Source organism: Desulfitibacter sp. BRH_c19 (assembly GCA_001515945.1).
GTDB lineage: Bacteria > Bacillota > DSM-16504 > Desulfitibacterales > Desulfitibacteraceae > Desulfitibacter.
Map to the genome: position 1 here is coordinate 1 of LOER01000007.1, position 21277 is coordinate 21277.

General features: G+C 37.6%; 13 protein-coding genes and 1 pseudogene. 1 reads left to right on the forward strand and 13 read right to left on the reverse strand.

The genetic code is table 11. From position 1 onward, the window contains the following. From APF76_14865 to APF76_14910, 10 genes and pseudogenes are all read right to left on the reverse strand, one after another. Nucleotides 1–4115 (reverse strand): annotated as a pseudogene (locus APF76_14865). Between the two features lie 60 nt (nt 4116–4175). Beyond that, nucleotides 4176–4409, reverse strand: a complete 234-nt coding sequence (locus tag APF76_14870) for a hypothetical protein (GenBank protein ID KUO53071.1) — start codon at nt 4407–4409, stop codon at nt 4176–4178. 109 nt (nt 4410–4518) lie between these two features. Beyond that, nucleotides 4519–6999 carry a hypothetical protein gene (locus tag APF76_14875; protein KUO53072.1) on the reverse strand — a complete coding sequence of 827 codons (2481 nt, stop codon included), beginning with the start codon at nt 6997–6999 and terminating at the stop codon, nt 4519–4521. A 210-nt stretch (nt 7000–7209) separates the two neighbouring features. Continuing rightward, on the reverse strand, nt 7210–8163 hold the full coding sequence (locus APF76_14880) for a hypothetical protein (GenBank protein KUO53073.1): 954 nt from the start codon (nt 8161–8163) through the stop codon (nt 7210–7212). 100 nt (nt 8164–8263) lie between these two features. Further along, complete coding sequence (locus APF76_14885; GenBank protein ID KUO53074.1) at nt 8264–9310, reverse strand: hypothetical protein; 1047 nt, start codon at nt 9308–9310, stop codon at nt 8264–8266. 14 nt (nt 9311–9324) lie between these two features. Then, on the reverse strand, nt 9325–10452 hold the full coding sequence (locus APF76_14890) for a hypothetical protein (GenBank protein KUO53075.1): 1128 nt from the start codon (nt 10450–10452) through the stop codon (nt 9325–9327). 62 nt (nt 10453–10514) lie between these two features. Continuing rightward, nucleotides 10515–11510, reverse strand: a complete 996-nt coding sequence (locus tag APF76_14895; GenBank protein KUO53076.1) for a hypothetical protein — start codon at nt 11508–11510, stop codon at nt 10515–10517. Between the two features lie 93 nt (nt 11511–11603). Continuing rightward, entirely contained in the window at nt 11604–13124 is a 1521-nt protein-coding gene (locus APF76_14900) for a D-ribose transporter ATP-binding protein (protein KUO53077.1), read from the reverse strand. Between the two features lie 15 nt (nt 13125–13139). After that, entirely contained in the window at nt 13140–14132 is a 993-nt protein-coding gene (locus APF76_14905) for a hypothetical protein (protein ID KUO53078.1), read from the reverse strand. Between the two features lie 17 nt (nt 14133–14149). Next, nucleotides 14150–15181 (reverse strand): hypothetical protein, encoded by a 1032-nt coding sequence (locus APF76_14910; protein KUO53079.1) that lies wholly within the window; start codon nt 15179–15181, stop codon nt 14150–14152. A gap of 444 nt (nt 15182–15625) precedes the next feature. Here APF76_14910 and APF76_14915 point away from each other — a divergent pair, with 444 nt between their 5' ends. Further along, the gene (locus APF76_14915; GenBank protein ID KUO53080.1) at nt 15626–16135 is read left to right on the forward strand and encodes a hypothetical protein; all 510 of its coding nucleotides are present in this window, start codon (nt 15626–15628) and stop codon (nt 16133–16135) included. A 59-nt stretch (nt 16136–16194) separates the two neighbouring features. Here the strand turns inward: APF76_14915 and APF76_14920 are convergent, their stop codons facing one another. The 3 genes from APF76_14920 to APF76_14930 form a co-directional block, all read right to left on the reverse strand. Then, nucleotides 16195–17490, reverse strand: a complete 1296-nt coding sequence (locus tag APF76_14920) for a hypothetical protein (GenBank protein KUO53081.1) — start codon at nt 17488–17490, stop codon at nt 16195–16197. 295 nt (nt 17491–17785) lie between these two features. Continuing rightward, nucleotides 17786–19327 carry an S-layer protein gene (locus tag APF76_14925; protein KUO53082.1) on the reverse strand — a complete coding sequence of 514 codons (1542 nt, stop codon included), beginning with the start codon at nt 19325–19327 and terminating at the stop codon, nt 17786–17788. A 290-nt stretch (nt 19328–19617) separates the two neighbouring features. Further along, nucleotides 19618–21276 (reverse strand): hypothetical protein, encoded by a 1659-nt coding sequence (locus tag APF76_14930; GenBank protein ID KUO53083.1) that lies wholly within the window; start codon nt 21274–21276, stop codon nt 19618–19620. Nucleotide 21277: the final 1 nt, after the last annotated feature.

Here is a 21277-nt window from a genome sequence, read left to right on the forward strand (position 1 = left end):
CCACTTCCATCTCTTTCTGTATTCCAGCCAACAAAGGTATATCCTGTTTTTTCAAGTGAACCAGTATTACCCAGGACTGTAATGGTTACCTCTTCTGCATATCTATTGTTATCGTTTGGTATACTTCCTCCTATACTTCCATTCCCGTCATAGGCTATGCTATTAAGGGTAACTGCTACTTCTGCTGTTAATGGACTTATACTGGTTGTCAGCTTGCTATCGTTTAATGTAATTGTACCTATTCCTTCACTATCTAGGTTCCCATAAACCTCTGCTGTAACTGTTGTTGGACTTGTTTTGTCAACTGTTGCTATATCTAGCCCATCTAATACTCCTTCAAGGCTTATATCTGATGCATATACTGATCCTGTTACTGTGTCATTAACAATGTTTAATGTAAATACCTGCCTAAAGCTTTTGCTGCCTAGTATGTTAGCTGGGTTAGGTGTCATCATAATGGTTTCTTTGTCTATCCACTTTGCATACAAGAGGATATCCTCTGTTACTTTGTCTACTGTAAAGTTCCAGGCATTGGTTAAGCCCGCTTCTTTATACCACCCTAAAAAAATGTATCCTTCCTTTGTTGTCTGGTCTACTGGTTCTGTTATGGTTGTACTGTAGTCTGCTGTAATATCCGCTACCACACTTCCACCACTACTATTGAAGCTCACTATATATGTGTTTACTTTCCACTGCGCATACAGGGTTATATTTGCTGTACTCATTGTTAGGCTTGAATCTTCTAGATAGCTTATCCCACTTCCATCTCTTTCTGTATTCCAGCCAACAAAGGTATATCCTGTTTTTTCAAGTGAGCCAGTATTACCCAGGACTGTAACGGTTGCCTCTTCTGCATATCTATTGTTATCGTTTGGTATACTTCCTCCTATACTTCCGTTCCCGTCATAGGCTATGCTATAAAGGCTAACTGCTACTTCTGCCGTTAATGGACTTATACTGGTTGTCAACTTACTGTCGTTTAATGTAATTGTACCTATTCCTTCACTATCTAAGTTACCGTAAACCTCTGCTGTAACTGTTGTTGGACTTGTTTTGTCAACTGTTGCTATATCTAGCCCATCTAATACTCCTTCAAGGCTTATATCTGATGCATATACTGATCCTGTTACTGTGTCATTAACAATGTTTAATGTAAATACCTGCCTAAAGCTTTTGCTGCCTGCTACGTTGGCTGGGTTAGCTGTCATCATGATGGTTTCCTTGTCTATCCACTTTGCATACAGGGTAGTATCTGTTAATACTTTGTCTCCTGTAAAGCTCCAAACATTAGTTAAGCCTGGTTCTTTATACCACCCTAAAAAGATGTAACCTTCTTTAGTTGGAGTTATGGGTGATGGGATTGTTGCTTCATAGCGTATATCGGAGGTATCACTTACCCCGCTACCTCCATTAGTATTGAAGCTGACAGTATAGGTGTCACGGTCGTAGAAGAGCTTAAGTGTCAGGCTGCCATCATCGAATATTGTTCCACTTGCCACACGATCACTATGCGTAGTGTTTTCTATGAATCCTATGTAATTTTTATATACGGCTGTTACAATGGTATCTGTTGTTCCACCCTTGGTCTCAATTTCCATCAAATTATAGCCACTTGCGTCAATATTTTGCTTGTAGTGTTCTACTTGGTATACGGTATCTGAATTTGCTATCCATCTTGCATATAGGGTTTTGTCCCCGCTACTGCCGTTTACTATCTGTGTTAGCTCATTACCATCAGTTGCAGCATTATACCAACCATCAAACGTGTACCCGGCTTTGGTTGGTATACCGAGGTTTATTGTTTCAGTTTCTACTGTATAGCTTGTAGGAGCCCCATCATAGTTTGTGCCGCCATCAAGGTTGTAGGTGATAGTGTAGGTATCCATTGTCCACTTCGCATATAATGTCACATTGCTTGAACCTCTCGTAAATGTCCTATTGGCCTCATAGTAAGTTCCATTCCCATCTGCCTGGGTATTCCACCCTGCGAAGGTATGGCCGGTTTTTTCTAATCCCCCGGTATTGCCTAGTACTGTTACTGTTGTTCCATCTTCATATATACTGGAATCAATGGGTAGTGATCCATCTGTATTGCCATTTCCATAATAGTATACGGTATAAGTCTCTTCTCCAGATACTTGGCTTGTTTGTAAACTATTAATTTCTTCTCCTGTTAATACTCGATTCCAGATGGCTACATCATCAATGTATCCTTCCCAGAATCTATCATTTTGATCTCTATATGAACCAATCACCAAACCAGTCAAATCATATATGAATTCAGCTTCTAAAGTTCCACCTTCTTCACCATTTATATAAGCAGTATGCGTATATGGATCTGAATTATTATAAGTAACAATAATGTTATACCATTTACCTACACTTGCACCATAGACCTCATCTTCAGTACTTATATGTGTACTATTACTATGACTCGCAAAGACCTGACCCTTAGCCTCATCTCCTTCATTAAGAAGTCCATAAGATACAGGATAGTAATCTCCAGTAGACTCAAGCACAAAGTAGCGATCTGACCCTTCTATAGACTCGGTCAAATAATACCAGGCCATATAGGTAAAGTTGTTACCACTTTCTAGAATACTATTTTCGGTTAAAAGATACTGCTCTTTATCCCTTTCAAACTTAACCGCATTTCTACCCATAAATTGTCCTTGTATAGGCACTCCCTCAGCTCCATGACCATTTAAATTAAAATTTACCCCTCCAAAATTAGCAGTAAAGTCGTTATCAAATTTCCAGTATGCCAGCAAGCCATCAGCAGAAGGTGGCAATGTCGAAAAGGTTACACCAATGGTTGCAGTTGACGCTGCACTTGTTGGTGTTTCCCTCATTCTGGCATAGAAGGTGTACTCGACATCCATAGAAAGATCAGAAAAATAATTACTGGCCTGCCACTCTCCACCTTCCATTTTATATTCAGCACCATCTATCGGTGTAAGGGTAATGGAAGTAGCGCTATTGCTTTCAAGTGTTGGCGCACTAGGCGGCATAATAACTTCATCATAAGCTCCATATGCTGCTAATACTTTGACATAGGCTCCACCATTAGTAATGTTTGTCAAGGTAACACTAGCCTCACCATTTTGATTAGTAGTAGCTGTTGTACTGCTAAGCGTTCCTAAATTCGTGCTAAACTCCACTTCCTCATTGGACGCAAAAGAACCATCAGCGTTTGTTACTGCAGCAGTAAGCGTGGTTTCTGTATCACTAACAGGAGAAGCAGTTAAGTTAATTGATGGCCCAGAGACATATTCTTTATTTACTGTGTCAATTGGTCTAATGTCGTTACTAAAGTACCAATAATTAATATCATTTGATTCACGACTGCCACCAGTTGTAGCAGAAAAACCAACATAAACTTCGTCCTTCTTCAAAATGTCCGCAAGGTTAAGATTGTTATAAGATATTAGTGCGTTTTCTGGACGTTCATTTGATTCTCGATTTATCCGCACTTCAATGGTAGAATTTGGTCCATCATAATCAATCCATACATGATGTAAATTACCGTCCTTAAAATTATAGCTGGATTCACCAGTAGCAGATACGATTTGTAAATTGGAGGCCGCAGCAACTGGATTATCAATATTGCCATTGACATTAATAGCTATATGGTTATACCCAAGATCCTTGTCCCCATACCATTTGTCTGAAGGAGCATTCCAATCAGAATTATCAAAGGTATCAAACTCTATACCAATGCTGTTATTCATACCATAATACCCTATACCGCCACCGGAAACTCCTAATTGGTTGGTATCATTATTTAGAATAAAGACAATACCATCTGCGCCAAGTCCGTCCGGAATTATTCTAAAGGTAAAATAGGTGCTGAAGGAACGATCATTTTCCAGAGAGATATAGTTTTGGTAATATGCTGTACCCGATTTACCATTGACTGCTGGAGTCAGTCTGATAACATCTTTTTCTGTATATGAATCGTTGATTATTTCTGTATCACCATCCAGCTTAATTAAATTATTATTGGTAAAATCATCATATTTAAATGTTATGACTTCAGACACACTAGAAATCGCTGGTATTGCAAAAACAAATAAAAGTAGTAAAGCCAGCGTACACAATAATGTTTTTCTCATTTGTTTTCCTCCTTTATTGTTGCTCAATTGAATTACCATTTAACACTTTTAATACCTATCTCATCTTTCAATAATATTCATAATTTCATCAATGGTTATCTCACATAAACTGTCCCAGACTAGGGTATTTCCGTTCTCTACTTTAACGTCTTTAAACTTTTTTATATCAGCAAGATTACAGAATCTAACTGCATGCAGCCTGGGCTTCATATCGTAGATAATTTTGTGACAGTTATCGAGTTCTATGACCAGGGTATAATTATCATTCGGAATGACATTTATGATTTTTGGCACATGTATTCCCTCCTCACCAATCCAATAAATAAAAAAACTCCACTATCAAAATCATAGCAGAGTTTTTTAAAACAAAATATTATCGCATGAGATACTTTTTCCTAGAATTCTACATTATTTTCATTTCCATAGATTTCTTAACAGCCGAGGCTCGTCCAGTAACATCTAATTTCCGGTAAATAGAAGTGATATTTTTCCTGACGGTGACTTCCGCAATAAATAGCTCTGAAGCGATTTCCCGGTTGGTTTTGCCTTCTACAATAAGTTTGAGTATTTCTTCCTCGCGATTCGTCATTATTGGCACCGTCGATTTTGCACCTTCAATATTTTCCAGGTTAGAAGCATACTGAGATACATATGCCACTAGCCTGTCCAGATATTCATCATTTTCGGCTTCTCTTTGCATGTCTTGCAGTATTTCCAAAATATGTATACCATATTCTGCAAAAGGTAATACAATATCATCTGACTTGCCTATATCTAGGGCAGATAAGATTGCGGATTTTGCCTTTTCCATACCGTAAAGCTTGTATTTGGCAGCTGCATCCAAGATGTAAGTATGTAGGTAACCCAACAGGTTGTTTAGCTGAGAAAAAGCCTGCAGCATTTCTTCGCATAGCACTTCTAGTTTTATGTAGTCCTTCTTAAGCAAAAGGTATTTTCCATAGATAATGTTGTTAAACCCCATGCCCTGATACAATACCTCACTTTGTTCCATATCTCCCGACCCTAACCATTTGGCAAACCTGTTATCTTTTCCCGTTATCCCTCCAATATAGCCGGCACACAAGTCAAATGCACTACTAAGAATGGGGCTGTTGCAAGCATCTACCTCTTCACATAAATCGTCCATAGTTTCTAATGCTTCATCAAACTTCCCCTTTGCAGCACAAACTCTTGCAAGTGTCAACTGCGCACAGATAATGACAGAAACCTGTTCCATTGTTCTGGCCTTGTATATCGCCTTGAAAGCGTAAAGCTCGGCCTTATCAAGATCCCCAATTTCCAGGTAATACTCCCCTCGTAGCAGCTCATCAAATCCCTTGCCACATCCGCCAGCCATTTCCATGTAATGATGAAACATCTCTTCTACACACTTCATTGTCCATAGCAATTGCCCTTTTTCCCGATAATATAAGTATAAAGCGTGGGGAGAGCCAAAAGTAATAATCTTATCCTTATTGGCGATCAAAGAGTGTCCTCCCAGCATCCCATGAGCTTTTGCCAGTTTTTCGTGCATCAAAGAAGCATCATTAAAACCGATATAGGCCTTGATTAACTCTATTTCTCCAGAAATACGTCTATCCATTGCAGGTGATATTCCGTCATCATTTTGGTAATACCGCTCTATTTCTGTTAGAAGCCGTGCACCAGCCTCCGGATCCACATTGGTAACATAAAAACCGGCATAGGCAAGATAGCCAATAGGATGACGGTATCTTGCTTCAACAGGAATATGCTCAAATAGTTCTAATATATATCTGGGATTGTTATCTATCACCAAGTTAATACTGTGCTTCTCAAATTCAGCTAGAATAAGGTCATACTCCTTAGCTTTTAGGAGATATTTAAATCCTGAAATAATATCACCGTTATTAATACACCATTGCCCGGAACGCTTATGCAATTCGTTGAGCTTTATATTGGATGGCTGTACTTCCAGTAGTTTTTTTAAATAGTTAGTAAAAATATTGTGGATTCTATATACCCCTTGATGTTCATCATAACGGATAAAGGAATTCCCATAGCTTAATCTTTGAATAATACTTTCGGTTTCCTTGTCATCAGTCATATATACTGCCTGCTGTGGTGTGAAGCTATCAAGCACAGATAGTGATTTCAATATCATTACTTCCTTGTCAGTATATCGTGACATAACTGCCGTTTCGATCAGTCTTTCGATACTTCTTCCCGACTCCACCTCCCCTATTTCAGCATACCTTTGCATGATTAGATATACGGCCGATACCCAGCCCTCTGATATCTCATAAACCTGTCTAGCGGTATCATCAGAAATATCATGGTTATAGAGGTTAAAGTATTCCTTTATTTCATCAGTATTTATCTCAAATAAATCACTTTTTATTAAGTAGCAATATCCTTTGAGCATTAATTCATCAATATTCATTTGTGGTATTGTCCTTGAAAGGATGAGAATATGTAACCCATCTATCTTTGCCCGTACAATTTTCTCAATCAGCCTGTTAAGTTCGGGCGAGTGAGCAAAATGATAATCGTCAATTACCAGTACGGTGTTGGTCATGTAGCTATGGTCTTCGATTATTTTTAAGATATTGTCTCTCTGCGGCGCATCATCAGGAAAACCTAAAGCACGAAGCTGTTTACTAAGTTCTGAGTTTGTTTTGGCCAGCTGCCCTATAAGAGAGTCCCAGATATACTGTGGAGATGATTCGTCACTTTCAACTGACAACCAAGCATACTGTGCATTTACTTCATTGAGATAATCCCTTGCTGAAGTGGTTTTTCCATAACCCATAGCCGCTACTGCTACTATCATAGGATAATCAAATATATTACTAAGTTCTGCACTAATATGCCCCCGCTTTAAAATATGTTGCTGCGTTAACATAACCTACCACCTTTATGTAAAAAACTAATTTCTTAAATATTACCTAAAAATACTTCCACAAAACCGACATTATTCCTGCAAATTCGACATCTAATAATTGGCTTTACCCATTAATCGGCTATAGGCATTTTTGATAGATACCATTATCATACCATACCATTTCAGTAACCATAGTGTTTTGCGCTTCAAAAGGCATCTCCATGGTTTGTCTCATGTGCCTTGCGTTTCAACTAATCTAGCCAGGCCTACGATACCGGCATCATTTCCTAGAGTGGCCGCAAATATGGCTTCCGGCTCTATAATATCTGTAAAAAGAAATTTATTAAACCATTTCCTTATGGGCTTAAACAGTATTTCACCTGCTTTTGAAAGACCCCCTCCGATAATTATCCTTTGAGGTGCTACAACTGTATAAATGTTAGCTAGAGCAAAGCCTAAATAATATGCAGCATTATCTACTAACTCAGTCGCTACCCTATCACCCTGCTGGGCAGCCTGGGTAATATCCTCAGCAGTTAATTTACCATTTTTCTTCATGATTTCTGCTAAAGAAGTTCTATTTCCATTTTTTATAGCATTAATTCCATAAAAAACTAGTGCACTAGCAGAGCTTTCTGTTTCTAAACAACCTATCTGACCACAATTGCACTTTCTCCCGGAATCCATTCGAACTTTAAAATGGCCTATTTCACCTGCCACCCCATAGCATCCATTATGGATCCTACCACCTACGATTACTCCTGAACCAACTCCCGTGCCTAAGGTTACACAAATAAGATTATCGTTACCTTTACCTGCACCTCTCCACATTTCCCCAAGTGCAGCAGCATTTGCATCATTAGTGATAAAAACAGGTCGGTCAAAAATTCTTTCCAGCTTTTCTTTAATATTTATATTAACCCAATGCAGATTAGGGGCTTTAATTACAATACCTTTTTCCGATTCCACATAACCTGGTATTCCAACCCCTACACCTTTTATTATATTTTTATCAATTTTTGTTTCAGTAATTATGGTATTGCTTATTTTTACAAACTGCATCGTAATTTCATCCACATTTTTGCTTTCTGCTGTTGGAAGCGAGTGCTTATGTATAATCCTTCCCACTTCATCAATAATTCCCGCCTTAATGTTAGTACCACCTAAGTCAAAAGAAAGATACATTTTAGATTTCTCCCCAGTTCAGTTGAATTTATATTTTTTATAAGTGTACTAAGCATATTCAAAATAAGGTCCTGGGATTTTCCCAGAACCTTATTTTATACTATTTATCATTTAGCTTAATTTTTTGGGTAGATCCTCGTATAATTAATTCAGGTTCTACTATAATTTCTTCAAAGTCTCTTTCACCATTTATAAGGCGTAATAACCGTTCCATGGCCAGCCTACCAAAATCAAATGTTGGATTAATAACAGTTGTTAGGTGGGGATATATACTAAGGGCTATATCTGTATTATCATATCCAACAACAGCAACATCATCTGGTACCCTATAATTATTATCATATAAAGCCTGAATGGCACCTGCCGCCATATAGTCATTGGAACAGAAAATTCCATTGGGCGGTGTTCCGCCTTTTAAAATTCTTTCCATAGCTTCATATCCACTTTTAGTAGTAAAGTCACCCCGTTCAAACCACTTTTCTTCAGCTTTAACCTTTTCTCCTTGAACCAGTTCTTCCAGAAATCCTCTTTCCCTTACAACTGCGTCATAGTGGTTTTCCGGTCCATTTATAAAACCTATAGAATCTATGCCCAGATTAATAAGATGCCTTGTGGCAAGTCTTGCACCTAAATAATTATTCAGAGATATTCTTTTAGATTTATTAGTTGTCGTATTAGGGTTAAAAATTATATAAGGGAAGTCATATTTCTCCAAGTCCTGCAAAAAACTATAATGATAGTTATACTGAGGAATTATAATCATGCCATCATTAGAACGATCCCGTGAACGCAGGGCAAAAAAGTTGCTTGTTTCAATTTCCTCCCAAGTTTTAACACAAAAGCTTAATGAGTAGCCATTTTGCTGAGCAACACTCAAAACCCCTCTTAAAATAGAATAGAAATAGGAGCATTCTCCTGTTAAGTCGGGATTATTGCGGCTGTTTAAAATATAAAGACCTATAGTATTACTTTTACCAGTAATAAGATTTCTTCCTACGCTGCTCTGAACATAATTTAGCTTGTGAGCTGCTTGGACTACTTTTTCTTTAGTATTTACATTTACCCCGTAGCCATCATTAAGAGCTAAACTTGCAGTAGCTATCGAAACCCCAGCTAAAGCTGCTACATCTTTTAATGTTGTGTTCATCCTTACCACACACCTTAGAATTCAATAGGATATTTACCATATTTAAAAGCAGTATCAAATAGTGCCAAAATGTTTTCGGGAGGGCAATTAGCCTGGATATTGTGGCCTGAAGAAAAAATATAGCCGCCTCCGGGTGCAAACGCTTTAATCCGTTTTTTAGCATCTTCTATGACTAATTCCTTGCTTAGGTGAAAGACCCCCTGGTTGTTTGTTCCACCATGAAATGACAGTTTATCTCCAAATTCTTGTTTGATTCTTTGCGAATCCATATCCTTAGCTGTAGGCTGTAATGGATGCATGATATCCACGTTAATATCAATAAAATCCTGTAAAGCCCAGTAAACTGATCCACAAGTATGGTAAGCCAGCTTAGCTTTTGTTTTAGTTTTAATAAAATCATGAAGCTTAGCAAACCGCGGCTTTACAACCTTACGAAAATTATCCGGATTAATCAAAGGTCCTGTTTGTTGACCCCAATCATCACCAACCCAAAAATACTCTATATATTCACCTATTTCATCTAAATATTTATCATAAAAGGCAATCCACCATTCCAACAGCTCATCCATTAGATATTCTGCAATTCTAGGTTCTGCAACACTATCCAACATAAACTGCTGATATCCCCTTAAATCCCATGCCGGTGTATATAAAGCCCCAATTGTACCGCCTACTAGTGCATAATCGGTTTCTTTATATAAATTCTCCGCTTTTTCTTTAAGTCCTGCAAATCGTGCTTTGTCTTCAGGATCGGGAAATTTAAATTTCTTTATTTCCTCCAATGATTTATCGGCTAAGGGGTGCCCGACAGAATCAGCATAGAAGCCTACTTTTTTAAAGAGAACATTCCATTCGTTATACCAAGTGCCATCTTCATTCTCTTTATACTCCCAGTTAGAAGGTCCATTAGCAAATATATATCTCGTATCTACGTGAAGCCTTTCTAGGACAGCATCATCTACCTTTGCCAGACCCTGTATTGGATCATAGACTTCAATTTCTGATTCTAACCCTAAGTATTCTAATAGATTTTTGTATGCCACCTTATGCATGCCTGATACTATTCCACCATTATCAATGGGAATTCGATCAGGTTCTTTGTGTTCCAACGCAAGTCGAACTCTTTCCCTAGATGTTAGCATACTTTTCCCTCCAATAACCTTTTATTTAAAGGCCGGTCTATATATAGACCGGCCAAATATAGTTACCAGTTCTTCATTTCGTCTTGATAAGAGTCTATGTTTTCTTTTGTAACGAAAATGGTACCAGAGTCAATAATCTTACTAGCAGGTTCCTTACCTTCTTTAATATAGTCCATTATTAATTCGGAAGCCTGATAACCCATACGATAAAAGTTTTGAGTTAAAGTGCCGTAAATTACATCATTCTTAATAGCATCAACTGTTTCCTGCATATCGTCAATAGCTACAATTGTAATTTCACCTTTTAATCCCATTTCTTCAACTACTGTAGCAGCAGCAGGACCAACTTCAGCGGCAACTCCAATAATTACATTAGCATCTGGATATGTCTGCAACATATTTTGGAACTTCTGTACTGCTACCATCATGTCACTATTATCTGATTCTCTTGACAAGATTTCAGTTCCTGGTGCAGTTTCTAATTCCTCAATATAAGCTTCAATCATCATATTAGCTACTTTAGCATCCATGGTACTCTGCATTGTTAAGACTTTAGCAGGAGTTCCATCAAGCTTCTTAATTATCTCTTGAGCTCCTGTTTGCCCTAAGTTCTTTTCATCAGTCCCTAAGTAAGCCATACGAGGTGCATTTGGTGCATCAGAGTTTACAATAACAACAGGAATCCCAGCTTCTTCAGCCTTTTCTAAGACAGGCTGGAATGCCTCTGGGTTTAGGGCCATAGTTACAATACCATCAACATCCTGAGCAATAGCATTTTCAATTTGCTGAATCATTGCATTAGCATCTATTCCCTGGGGTCCTACCCAATCACCGCTAAATCCTAAGTCTTGTGCAGCTTCATCAAAACCTTGTTTAGCAATAAGCCATACAGGATGCCCAATTAATGGAGTTACGAAAACTATTCTTGCTTCTTCTGAGCTATCTTCAGAGTTATTTGCCTCATTATCTGTATTTCCGTTTTGACCACAGCCTACCAAAAACAAGCCCATAACTAAAAGACTTACAATAACCCAAATAAACTTTTTGTTCATTTTCATTTTACTTAACCTCCCATTTTTTTAAACAAAATTAATCAGTCTGACCAAGAATAGTATTTTCCCTAACTCCCACCCCCTTCAAAGTGAGTTCATTCAAGCACCTGTAGCTGCCTTCATCACTCTTGCCTGACTTGCTTCATTTTTTAGAAACTCATCTCCTATTTTCCCTCTTGCTAAAACTATAAAACGATCACACATGGACAAAAGTTCTGGGAGCTCAGAAGAAATCATTATAATTGCTACTCCACGACGTGCCAGCTCTGTCATCAAATTATATATTTCAACCTTTGCTCCAACATCTATTCCTCGAGTAGGTTCATCTAAAATCAAAATTTTTACATCTCTCATTAACCATTTTGCTAGAACTACCTTTTGTTGGTTACCACCACTTAAAGATAAAATACTAGCTTCGCTACCTGTAGATTTAATCCGCAGTTCTTTGATTTTTTCATCAACAAGTTTCTCCTCTTTTGAAGAGTTAACAAAGCCTAACCTGCTGATCTCAGCAAAACTGGCTAAAGAAATATTCTCGCGAATATTCATGGATCCAACAAAACCTGACTTACGTCTATCCTCGGTAACCAGACCTAATCCATTAGCAATAGCATCCACCGGGCATTTTATCTTGACCTTCTTTCCATCAATATAAATCTTAGGTTCTCCACGTGTTTCCAAAGCACCAAAGATGGCATTTACCACTTCACTACGTCCCGAACCGATTAAACCTGCAAGTCCTAATATTTCTCCCTTTCTTACTTCAAAGGATACATTTTCAACAATATTCTTAGCCTTAGTCAAAGGATGTGAAACAGTCAACCCTTCCACTTGTAATACTACGTCTCCAATAGGAACTTCCGTTTTTGGAAATAGGTTTTCAATCTTTCTGCCAACCATATCCTCTACCACTTGGTTGGAATTAACATTTTCTTTAAGATAGCTATTGATCAATTTTCCATCTCGTAACACAGTAATACTATCGGCAATGGCAAATACCTCATCTAGTTTATGGGAAATATAAATACAGGATATTTTTTCCTTATGCTGTAGATTTTGCAGTAAGTTCAAAAGATTTTGTGCTTCCGTTTCCGTTAATGCAGATGTAGGTTCATCAAGTACTAAAATCTTGGGTTTACGAACCAGAGATTTAGCAATTGCTATTAGTTGTTGTTGACTGGTACTCAAGTTACGAACCTTTTGATGAACATCCACATCAAGTCCTACAGCTTCAAGTGCTTCAAAAGCATTATCATAAACTTCCTGCCACTTAACAAAGCCTAGTTTATTACGTGGAAGTCTTCCAAGAAAAATATTTTCTGCAACTGAAAGATCTAGATGTAAATTAACCTCCTGATAAATCATCTCTATACCAGCTTCTTCAGATTGCTGTTTGCTGTTAAAATCAGTTTCTTTACTATCCACAATGATTTGCCCTTCAAAATTACCCTTACAGTAAACTCCACTTAATATTTTCATTAGAGTAGACTTACCCGCACCATTTTCCCCTACTAATGCCATTATCTGACCCTCACAGAGACTGATGTTAACTTCCTCCAAAGCAGTTATTCCAAAAAACCTCTTGGTGATATTATTCATCTCTAAGATATTACGTGCCATTATCTACTCACCTCTTTAGTTTAGGCCTGAACGTCTGCGTCTGAACTGATCAATACCTACAGCTAGGACAATTATTATTCCAATGACGAAGTCCTGCCAATATGCTGATATACGCATCAAAATCATTCCTGTAGCCACTACATTCATAAAGAATGCACCAAGAAGAGTTCCAAGGATGCTTCCCGCTCCTCCAAACATACTTGTTCCTCCAATAATAACTGCAGCTATGACCTGAAGTTCCCAACCGGTACCTGCATTAGCTTGGGCAGAAGCCAAACGTCCAGCCATAAGCATTCCTGTAAATGTACTTGCCATCCCTGTAAGCATATAAACAGAAAGCTTTATTTTATCTACATTAATTCCAGACAGCCTGGCCGTTTCCTCATTGCCTCCTGTGGCGTAAACAGCCCTACCGTAAGTTGTCTTAGTTAAAATAATATGTGCCACTATACCTAGGATAGCAGCTATTATAATTACATAGGGTATTCCAGCAATGCCGCCCTGACCAATTTCATTAAATAAAGGGGGTAACGGATAAACAGGAGCACCCTTTGTAAAAACAAGCACTAGTCCCCTAGCGGCATAAAGCATACCAAGGGTAACAATCAAAGGAGGAATTTTAAATCTTACAATAGTAAGACCGTTTATTAAACCTACTAAAGCACCTAATGCTACTCCAAGCAAAATACTTAGCGGAATAGGTATACCAGCCTTTAATAACATTCCTGTGATAGTACCACCTAAAGCTATTAAAGAGCCTACAGATAAATCCAATCCTGCAGAGATAAGTACAAAAGTCATTGCAATTGCAATAATAAAAGTAAAGGAAGTGTTTCTCATTATATTTATTAGGTTATCAAAATTAAAAAAGCTAGGGTTAATCGTTCCAATTATGATAATTAAAACTACAAGAGGAATAACCAAACCCATTTCAGGATTATTCAATAAGTGCAGAAAACTCTTTTTCTTCTTACGTGTTTCAGACTTCTCACTTTTTTGAACACTCACAATCTTCCCTCCATTTTTCAGGATATTCCATATTCTCTAGCTGTAGTTATCATTGCAGTTATATTTTCTTCGGGAGTACCCGGAGCTAGGGCACATCCAGGTCCTAAAATCAAACCACCATCTGCACCTGCAATCTCCATTGCCTTTTTAGTCAGTATTTCTATTTCTACTGCAGTTCCAAAACGTAAAACTCTAGGAGAAACTGGTCCAAGCAAACAAGCTTTCCCCTTTACAGCCTCTTTAACCACTTTTAAGTCCACTTTTTCATCTATTTCTAATATTTGTGCTCCAGTTTGCACCATTAAATCAATAATTCCCGTACTGTTCCCACAAATATGAAGAGAAATGATACCATTTTTTTCTTTAACAGCATCAACTACTCTTTTTTCGTAAGGCTGTGCAAATTCTTCATACATTTTTGGTGAGATTAAATCTGGTCCCGCCAAGCTTTCTCCCATAGAGGTGGCATGGGCACCTGCCTCTAATTGGGCTAATGCAAATTTTGTTGTAGCTAATGTACAAATTTCCAACAATCTATCTAAGAGTTCCCTTTTTTCTGGAGCCAACAAATCCATCAGAAAATTATCTACTCCTCTTAAAAGCGCAGCTAATGAAAATGGTCCCTGATCAGCTCTTCCCATTATAAATGCTTCATTACCAATTTCTTTTACCATAATTTCTGTTGCCCTCAAAAGCTCTGGCAAAGTAGCCGCACTACCAGGATCAGGTACAGAAAGTTTCTCCACATCTTCCAATCTATCTAAAACAGGCTTAATCACTTTAGGAACTTCATTCTCTGGATAAACTACTTGAGCACCCATTGCTTCCGCTAAAGCCGTAGTACCATTTTCAAGCAAAATCATATCATGCTTAAATTTTTTCCAAAAAGTCATCTGCGTTTTAGCAATTAACTCACCACTTTTAAAAATTTCTGCCATGGAATATGGTGAATTTTCAGCAGCCATTGCAAAGGCATGCAAATCAACAGGCACGATATCGGTAGCTTCTAATTGAATTGTTTTAAATACCCTTTCTACAGGTGTTAACATATCTAGCCTCCCTAATATAAAACAATCTTTAAAACGTTTTAAAAAATACTTCGACCTTTATTAAAATAATCCTTCTAAAAAAGAAAATTTATGGGTAAACACTCGTGGATATTGTTACCTTTACCAAGTTAACATTCGACACTTTTTGACATAGTTCGGGGTATGTGGTTTGATACGAAATCATATAGATACTGCGATGGTTGCCACCTAAGTACTTTGCGTCATTTTCAGCTAAATCTGCCCCATCGGGTTTCTGACCAGAATGGTTCTACCCAGAATCCCATAACTGCTGGACCAGCCCCATCTGGACTGTTTGGAGTCAGTCCTACATGATGAGAATATTAATCTATAATATGTAAAGCATATTAATAATTCCAATAATGTACCTCATGCTAATGCAAATATAGAAGAGGTTTTATCTATCACTCGAGGGGGGTACTAAATTTGTCTATAAATAGAAAAGACAAAAGCAATAGTTTGATCTGGGATAAAAGTAATGCTTTCAATCGTTTAGTTTTGATTAGTACATTTAGTGGCGGTATCTCTTCTGTAGCAAAAACTATCATATCAGCAGTATTCTTTTATTCGGGTTACTCAAACTGGTTCAATTTATTGGATGCTGGATCTGTTATCTACAGAACAACAGAATTTCCTTTGGATTTTTGGTATCTAGCCTTTGCTATGGTTACCCATATTATCTGGGGGAGCATTCTTGGAGTTGGTTTGGGACTGACTTATCTCCTTGTTGGAAGAAACCACTATCTAATGATAGGAAGTTTCTATGGCTTTTTCATTTGGATACTGGTTAGAAACTTTTTTGCAACCATATCTTTAACAATGGGTTTACCTTTGATGGATGCAGCATCCATATCCATATCTCTTCCAAGCCATATTCTTTGGGGTACATTAGCTGGATACCTTATAGTTAGATTGTTTCCGATAAGGAAGATATAACTCTATAAAACAAAAAAGGCCCTGGAACGGATCCAAGGCCTTGATAAAACTAAGTTTTGTTACTCCACTTCCACTTCTACTTCTGTTCCTGGCTCAGGCTCTACTTCCACTTCCATCATTTCCATGATTTGTTCCATGTATTCCTGCTGAGTAATTGCATTACTTAAATCAGGAAGCTCAATTTCTACGCCAAAGTCAGAGAGTATAAAATCACCCTGCATTTGCATATGCATACTTACAGGTCCTTCTGGAATCATTGTCTCATCCAATTCAAACTTCAATTCCATATCCATAGACATTCCCTCAGTTAAGAATGTATCTTTATTGATATAGGTTTCAGTATAAAAAGTTAGCTCCATTGTCTCCAGCATAGACTTAATCACCTGCTGCATTTCAGCATTAACATCTGTCATTTCTTCTTGCTCTTCTTCAGATAGTTCAATGCCTCCAGTAACTAAATCTTCAAAATTGAAATCGCCCATCAACTCTTCTAGTACTTTTTTAAATGTATCACCATAAACATGGTTTGTTACCGTATAATACTCTTGACCATCTATTACTACATCTTCCCCAAATTTATTAGTAATCCCAAATTGACGCATCATATCTACTGACTGCTGGGGAGTAATCTGAATAAGATTAGTCAAACCATCCATCATGCCCATTTCAGCTAAATCCTGAACTATCCACTGATCGGCCATTGGCATTTTTTGATAGATAGCATTATCATACCATACCATTTCAGTAACCATAGTGTTTTGCGCTTCAAACATGGCCATCTCTTCTTCAGTCAAGCCCATTTCTTCAAAAGGCATCTCCATGGTTTGTCTCATGTACATTGCCATTGGTTCCTGTTGAAATACTCCTTCCATTGTCATATTCATTTCAGGAATTTGTGGCATTTCAGCCATTTCGGCAGCTTCTGGCGTAGTAATGTCCATTACAATTACAGCATCTCCGCTCATCTTGTATGTATTAAACTCCTGTAATAGCTCTGTAGACTTGACAACTAAATCATCTGCAGATAAATCACCCTCAGGTAAATCACTAACTGATTCTTGCCAGAACACAATCACTTGATTGTTGGAACTGTCCCATTCTACCTCTCCACCGAGATTTTCAAAGAAGTTACGAAGAGCTACATAGCCTTCCTCTTCAACAGTTACTCCTAGTGTACTAGTTAACGAATCTGCCGAAATATAGCTGACACCATTTTCCAAATACATATCAGCTACATAATCCTCACCGTTAAAAGATAAGGACACCCCATCAGCAAAAGCCGCTGGTGTTGCTAGGACTACTACTAAAAGGCCAATCAATAGTAGCAACCCCATTTTCCTTCCCATAATCTTCATACTCTTTCCCCCAAACTTAAATTTTTTACTACCACTAATAACTAAAGGATCCTAATTTACTTCTTTAAAAGAAACATTAGATTGAAGTAGTCTATTTTCAACTATTCTCTCTTAGGTTTAAGGAATCCTCTTTAAAACTAAACGAATTTATTCCAAATTTTAGATATAATTACTAATTGAAGTAAGATCTTAATTCAGGGGAGTTTTTACTCCCGCTGAATTTTAGAGCTACGAATGAATGGCTTAGTTGGCGTTACTCCCACTTGTAGAAGATGGGAGACTTACGCCAAGTTAGTCAGTTAAAAAGTATAATATTTTCCCTGTAATCTATTTGTAAATCTTTCTCTAAAAACTCCAGAAATCTTGTAAGCATTGCTGCAGCTTCAGCCCGTGTCATCACCTGATTAGGGTTGAAATTATTGGCGGTATCCCCGCCTACCAGGCCAACTTCCCGGGCAACATAGACACTATCCTTAGCCCAATTTGGAATCCTTGCATCATCACTAAATTGGGTTCTAAAACCGGGTGTTGGAGCTTTACTCTCAAATCCCAGAGCCCGAATAAGAATTGTAACAGCTTGAGCACGGGTAAGAGGGTCATTCGGTCCAAACTGTATAGCTGAAACACCTTCAATAATTCCTTTATCAAGTGCCTCCATAACATAGTTAAAGTCCGGATCTGTGGAACCTACATCTATAAATGGAGATATTTCATCCTCAGGCTCGGCATATCTAGTTCTTCTGGTTGGTCTTTCCTCTTCTTCAGCATTAGACTCAACCTTAATATTACAGGCCCTAATTATTCCCTTTGTAAATTCTACCCTTGTCATTGGTACATCAGGCAAAAAGTATTCATCTATGTTATCAAAAACGTCTAATGAATACATTCTACGTATGTTATCCTCAGACCAATGGCCTCCAACATCCCTGAATTTAGGAACAATCAGGCTTTCAAGCTCTGGAACCATCTTCTTTGACAGCTGAAGGACACCCCTATCCCGACCACTTGCAAGAGGACTTCCCTTAACCATCCTGGGCAGATTATAATCATACATTGAGACCATTTCTCTATTGGTTGTTCTAACATGTCCCCCTTCAAAGCTGATCAAGCTTGGGCTACTTTCAGAATAAATCAGGTTTTTGTGAGTGCTGTCTGACGCTTGGACTTTATAAGAACCTCCCCAGGCAATTTCCTCTGTGATATCTTCTTCATCATCCTCACCCTCTATCAACAGCTCTCTTTCAGTATTAATAACATAATTTATTATCTGAGTTTCAGTCTTTCCCCAAAAATTCTCATAGCCCACATTTCCTCCAGAAATATCAATCATCACTCTTCCCTGACCACTATTAATGTTGTATATTTTCTTACCTGTAATATTGCCTAAATAATATTTGGCTGCAGGTCTATTATCTATGACATCAGATTTCGAGAAAAAATAATCAGCAAGGACATATTTGTCCCCATTTATCTCAATTGTCTCTTTGTAGCTTGATATCTCAGTCTGTCCCAAAGTTTGCCCCTTATCAGGCCTATCAGTAAAGGTAGTATTATAGGACATTGTTCGGTCAATCTTGCCTTGCATTGATTTGTCTTCTGGTTCTAAGGTAAACCGATAGCTATTGGTTAGTGAGGCGCTGGTTCCCATTTCAGGTTCAGTAACTTTTACCGTACCCACAAACTTAATGGGTTCACCACTAATAAATATATATTCTTCATACTCGTATTCATTATATACTCCACCTAAAAAATCAGGAGGTACTGCTAATCCAACTCCACCAACAGCTATCAACACCAATACTATTGTCATAAATCTAAGTAGCTTTAAATATTTCATGCAGCAACCCCCAGTTGTTTGTTTTAGAATACAGAAGTCAGAAGCCAGAATACAGGGAAATGGCGTATGGAGCGAACCATAATTAAATTATTTTGCAATTCTTAGTTTATGAAAGCTAAAAAGACGTAATGATTTGCTTGTTTGAGTGAAGCGAGTTTGCAAAGCATAGGCTTTATGATTGAAATAAACTCTAGAATTGCTAAAATTTAATTGCCAGGTGAGCATAATATGCCCTTTTCCTATGTAAGTAGCTGCTAACTCTGGTGACCAAGCAATACTGCCTTCAGACTTTATTTTACTATGACCACCTTACCCCTGAAATCATCCCTTACTAGATACAGCCTGTCTCCTATTTTCAATTCCTCGGGTAATATAAGCTTTCCATCCTTTATTACAATAGCTCCTTCTAGATTAACCCTTAAAGAAGAATTCTTGGGAACCCACTCTTCATGTCTATTGCTCCAATCATTAGCATTCCTTAATGTTGTTGTCCAGCCCACATTGCGATCATCCTCAATAACCTCAATAATCCCATTAGTAACTCTTTGCTTTAGAAGAGAATCAAGATCTTTCATTAAACCTATAGAAGCTATCCGATCACCATCAGTATAGATATATCCATACCAGCTTTTTAAATTATTATTTCTAGCATAACGGCTATCCTCATCTACACTATAATCCGTTGAATAGAATTCCTTGGTTGTTAGATATGTATCAGTTTCCATATCATAAATGAAAGTATCATTGTCGTAGAAAAGCTCCTTTTCTTCATCAAAGCCTTCCCATTGATTTTTATTCAAAATAAAGAAATCATCTATCCTGACCAGATCCTCAACAACCATCTCAAGTCTTCCTACATATAATTGGTGATTACCAATAGTAGAATTATTGATATCCTCATTCAAAATATAAACCAAGCTGGCCAATCTGCTATCACCATAACCATCGCTTATTACAAAAGCATCAGCCTGGGAAGTTAAAGAATACATATCTACTAATCTGTCATTTTTGATAACAACTGTGCTGTCGTTAAAATGGAAGTTCCTGTTGTTACTTAGCTCAAAGCCTTGGGTATACCAGTTTATATCCTGTATCTTATCATTATAAAAAGATTCATAGTTATTTTTTATGAGCATCCTTTCAATTCTTTCAGTATTAAAAAAATCCTTTGTTACCATATATACTGTGCTTCCAGAATAATAGCTAAAATTAGTAAGTGGGATCTGATAGCCGCCTGCAAACAAGGGGATATCCAAAGTATATGGAAGACTCATGTGATTATTATATTTTTGCCAATCACCGTTTTCAAATAAATGAACATCCTCCAAGGAAATGGAGTTAGTAAATCTATTAGAAACATTAAGGGTTCCCTTATAAATATTATTAATACGAATGGAGTCCCCTTCAATTTCTATTCTACTAGCAACCCTACTATCCACTTCATCAAAGTAAAGCTTAATCCTATCTCCTACATAAAGCACATCTAAAGTAACCCTAACTCCTTTTTTTTGAACTAGAGTTACAGGCGATATGAAAAATGTTTCCTGCTCCCCTGTAGCCAAACTTACCTGGATTTGGTCCCTATCTATTCTAGCGACTACGCCACTTCTTACCTTGCGCCCTGGAGTTATATATCCCAGGTTTGCAGTTGAGTATCCCTCCAAAAATTCAACCTTACCATCTCTAACCTGAACATAAACTTCTATGCCTGGCAAAAAATCAGCAAGGTTTACTGGCCTATTGTCAATTTCAAATCGAGCACTTTCTCCAACAGGAAGGTTGTAGATGGTTCCATCATATTCTTCAAAAAGTACAAAGTCACTACCTCTGTCCAGCAAAAATCCTTCTACAGTACCTTGCCTAAAATTAGAATACAACTGTGCAGATGCAATGGAACCCACTAACACAATTAGCACTAACAGTAAGATAAATCTAAATGATCTCTTCATC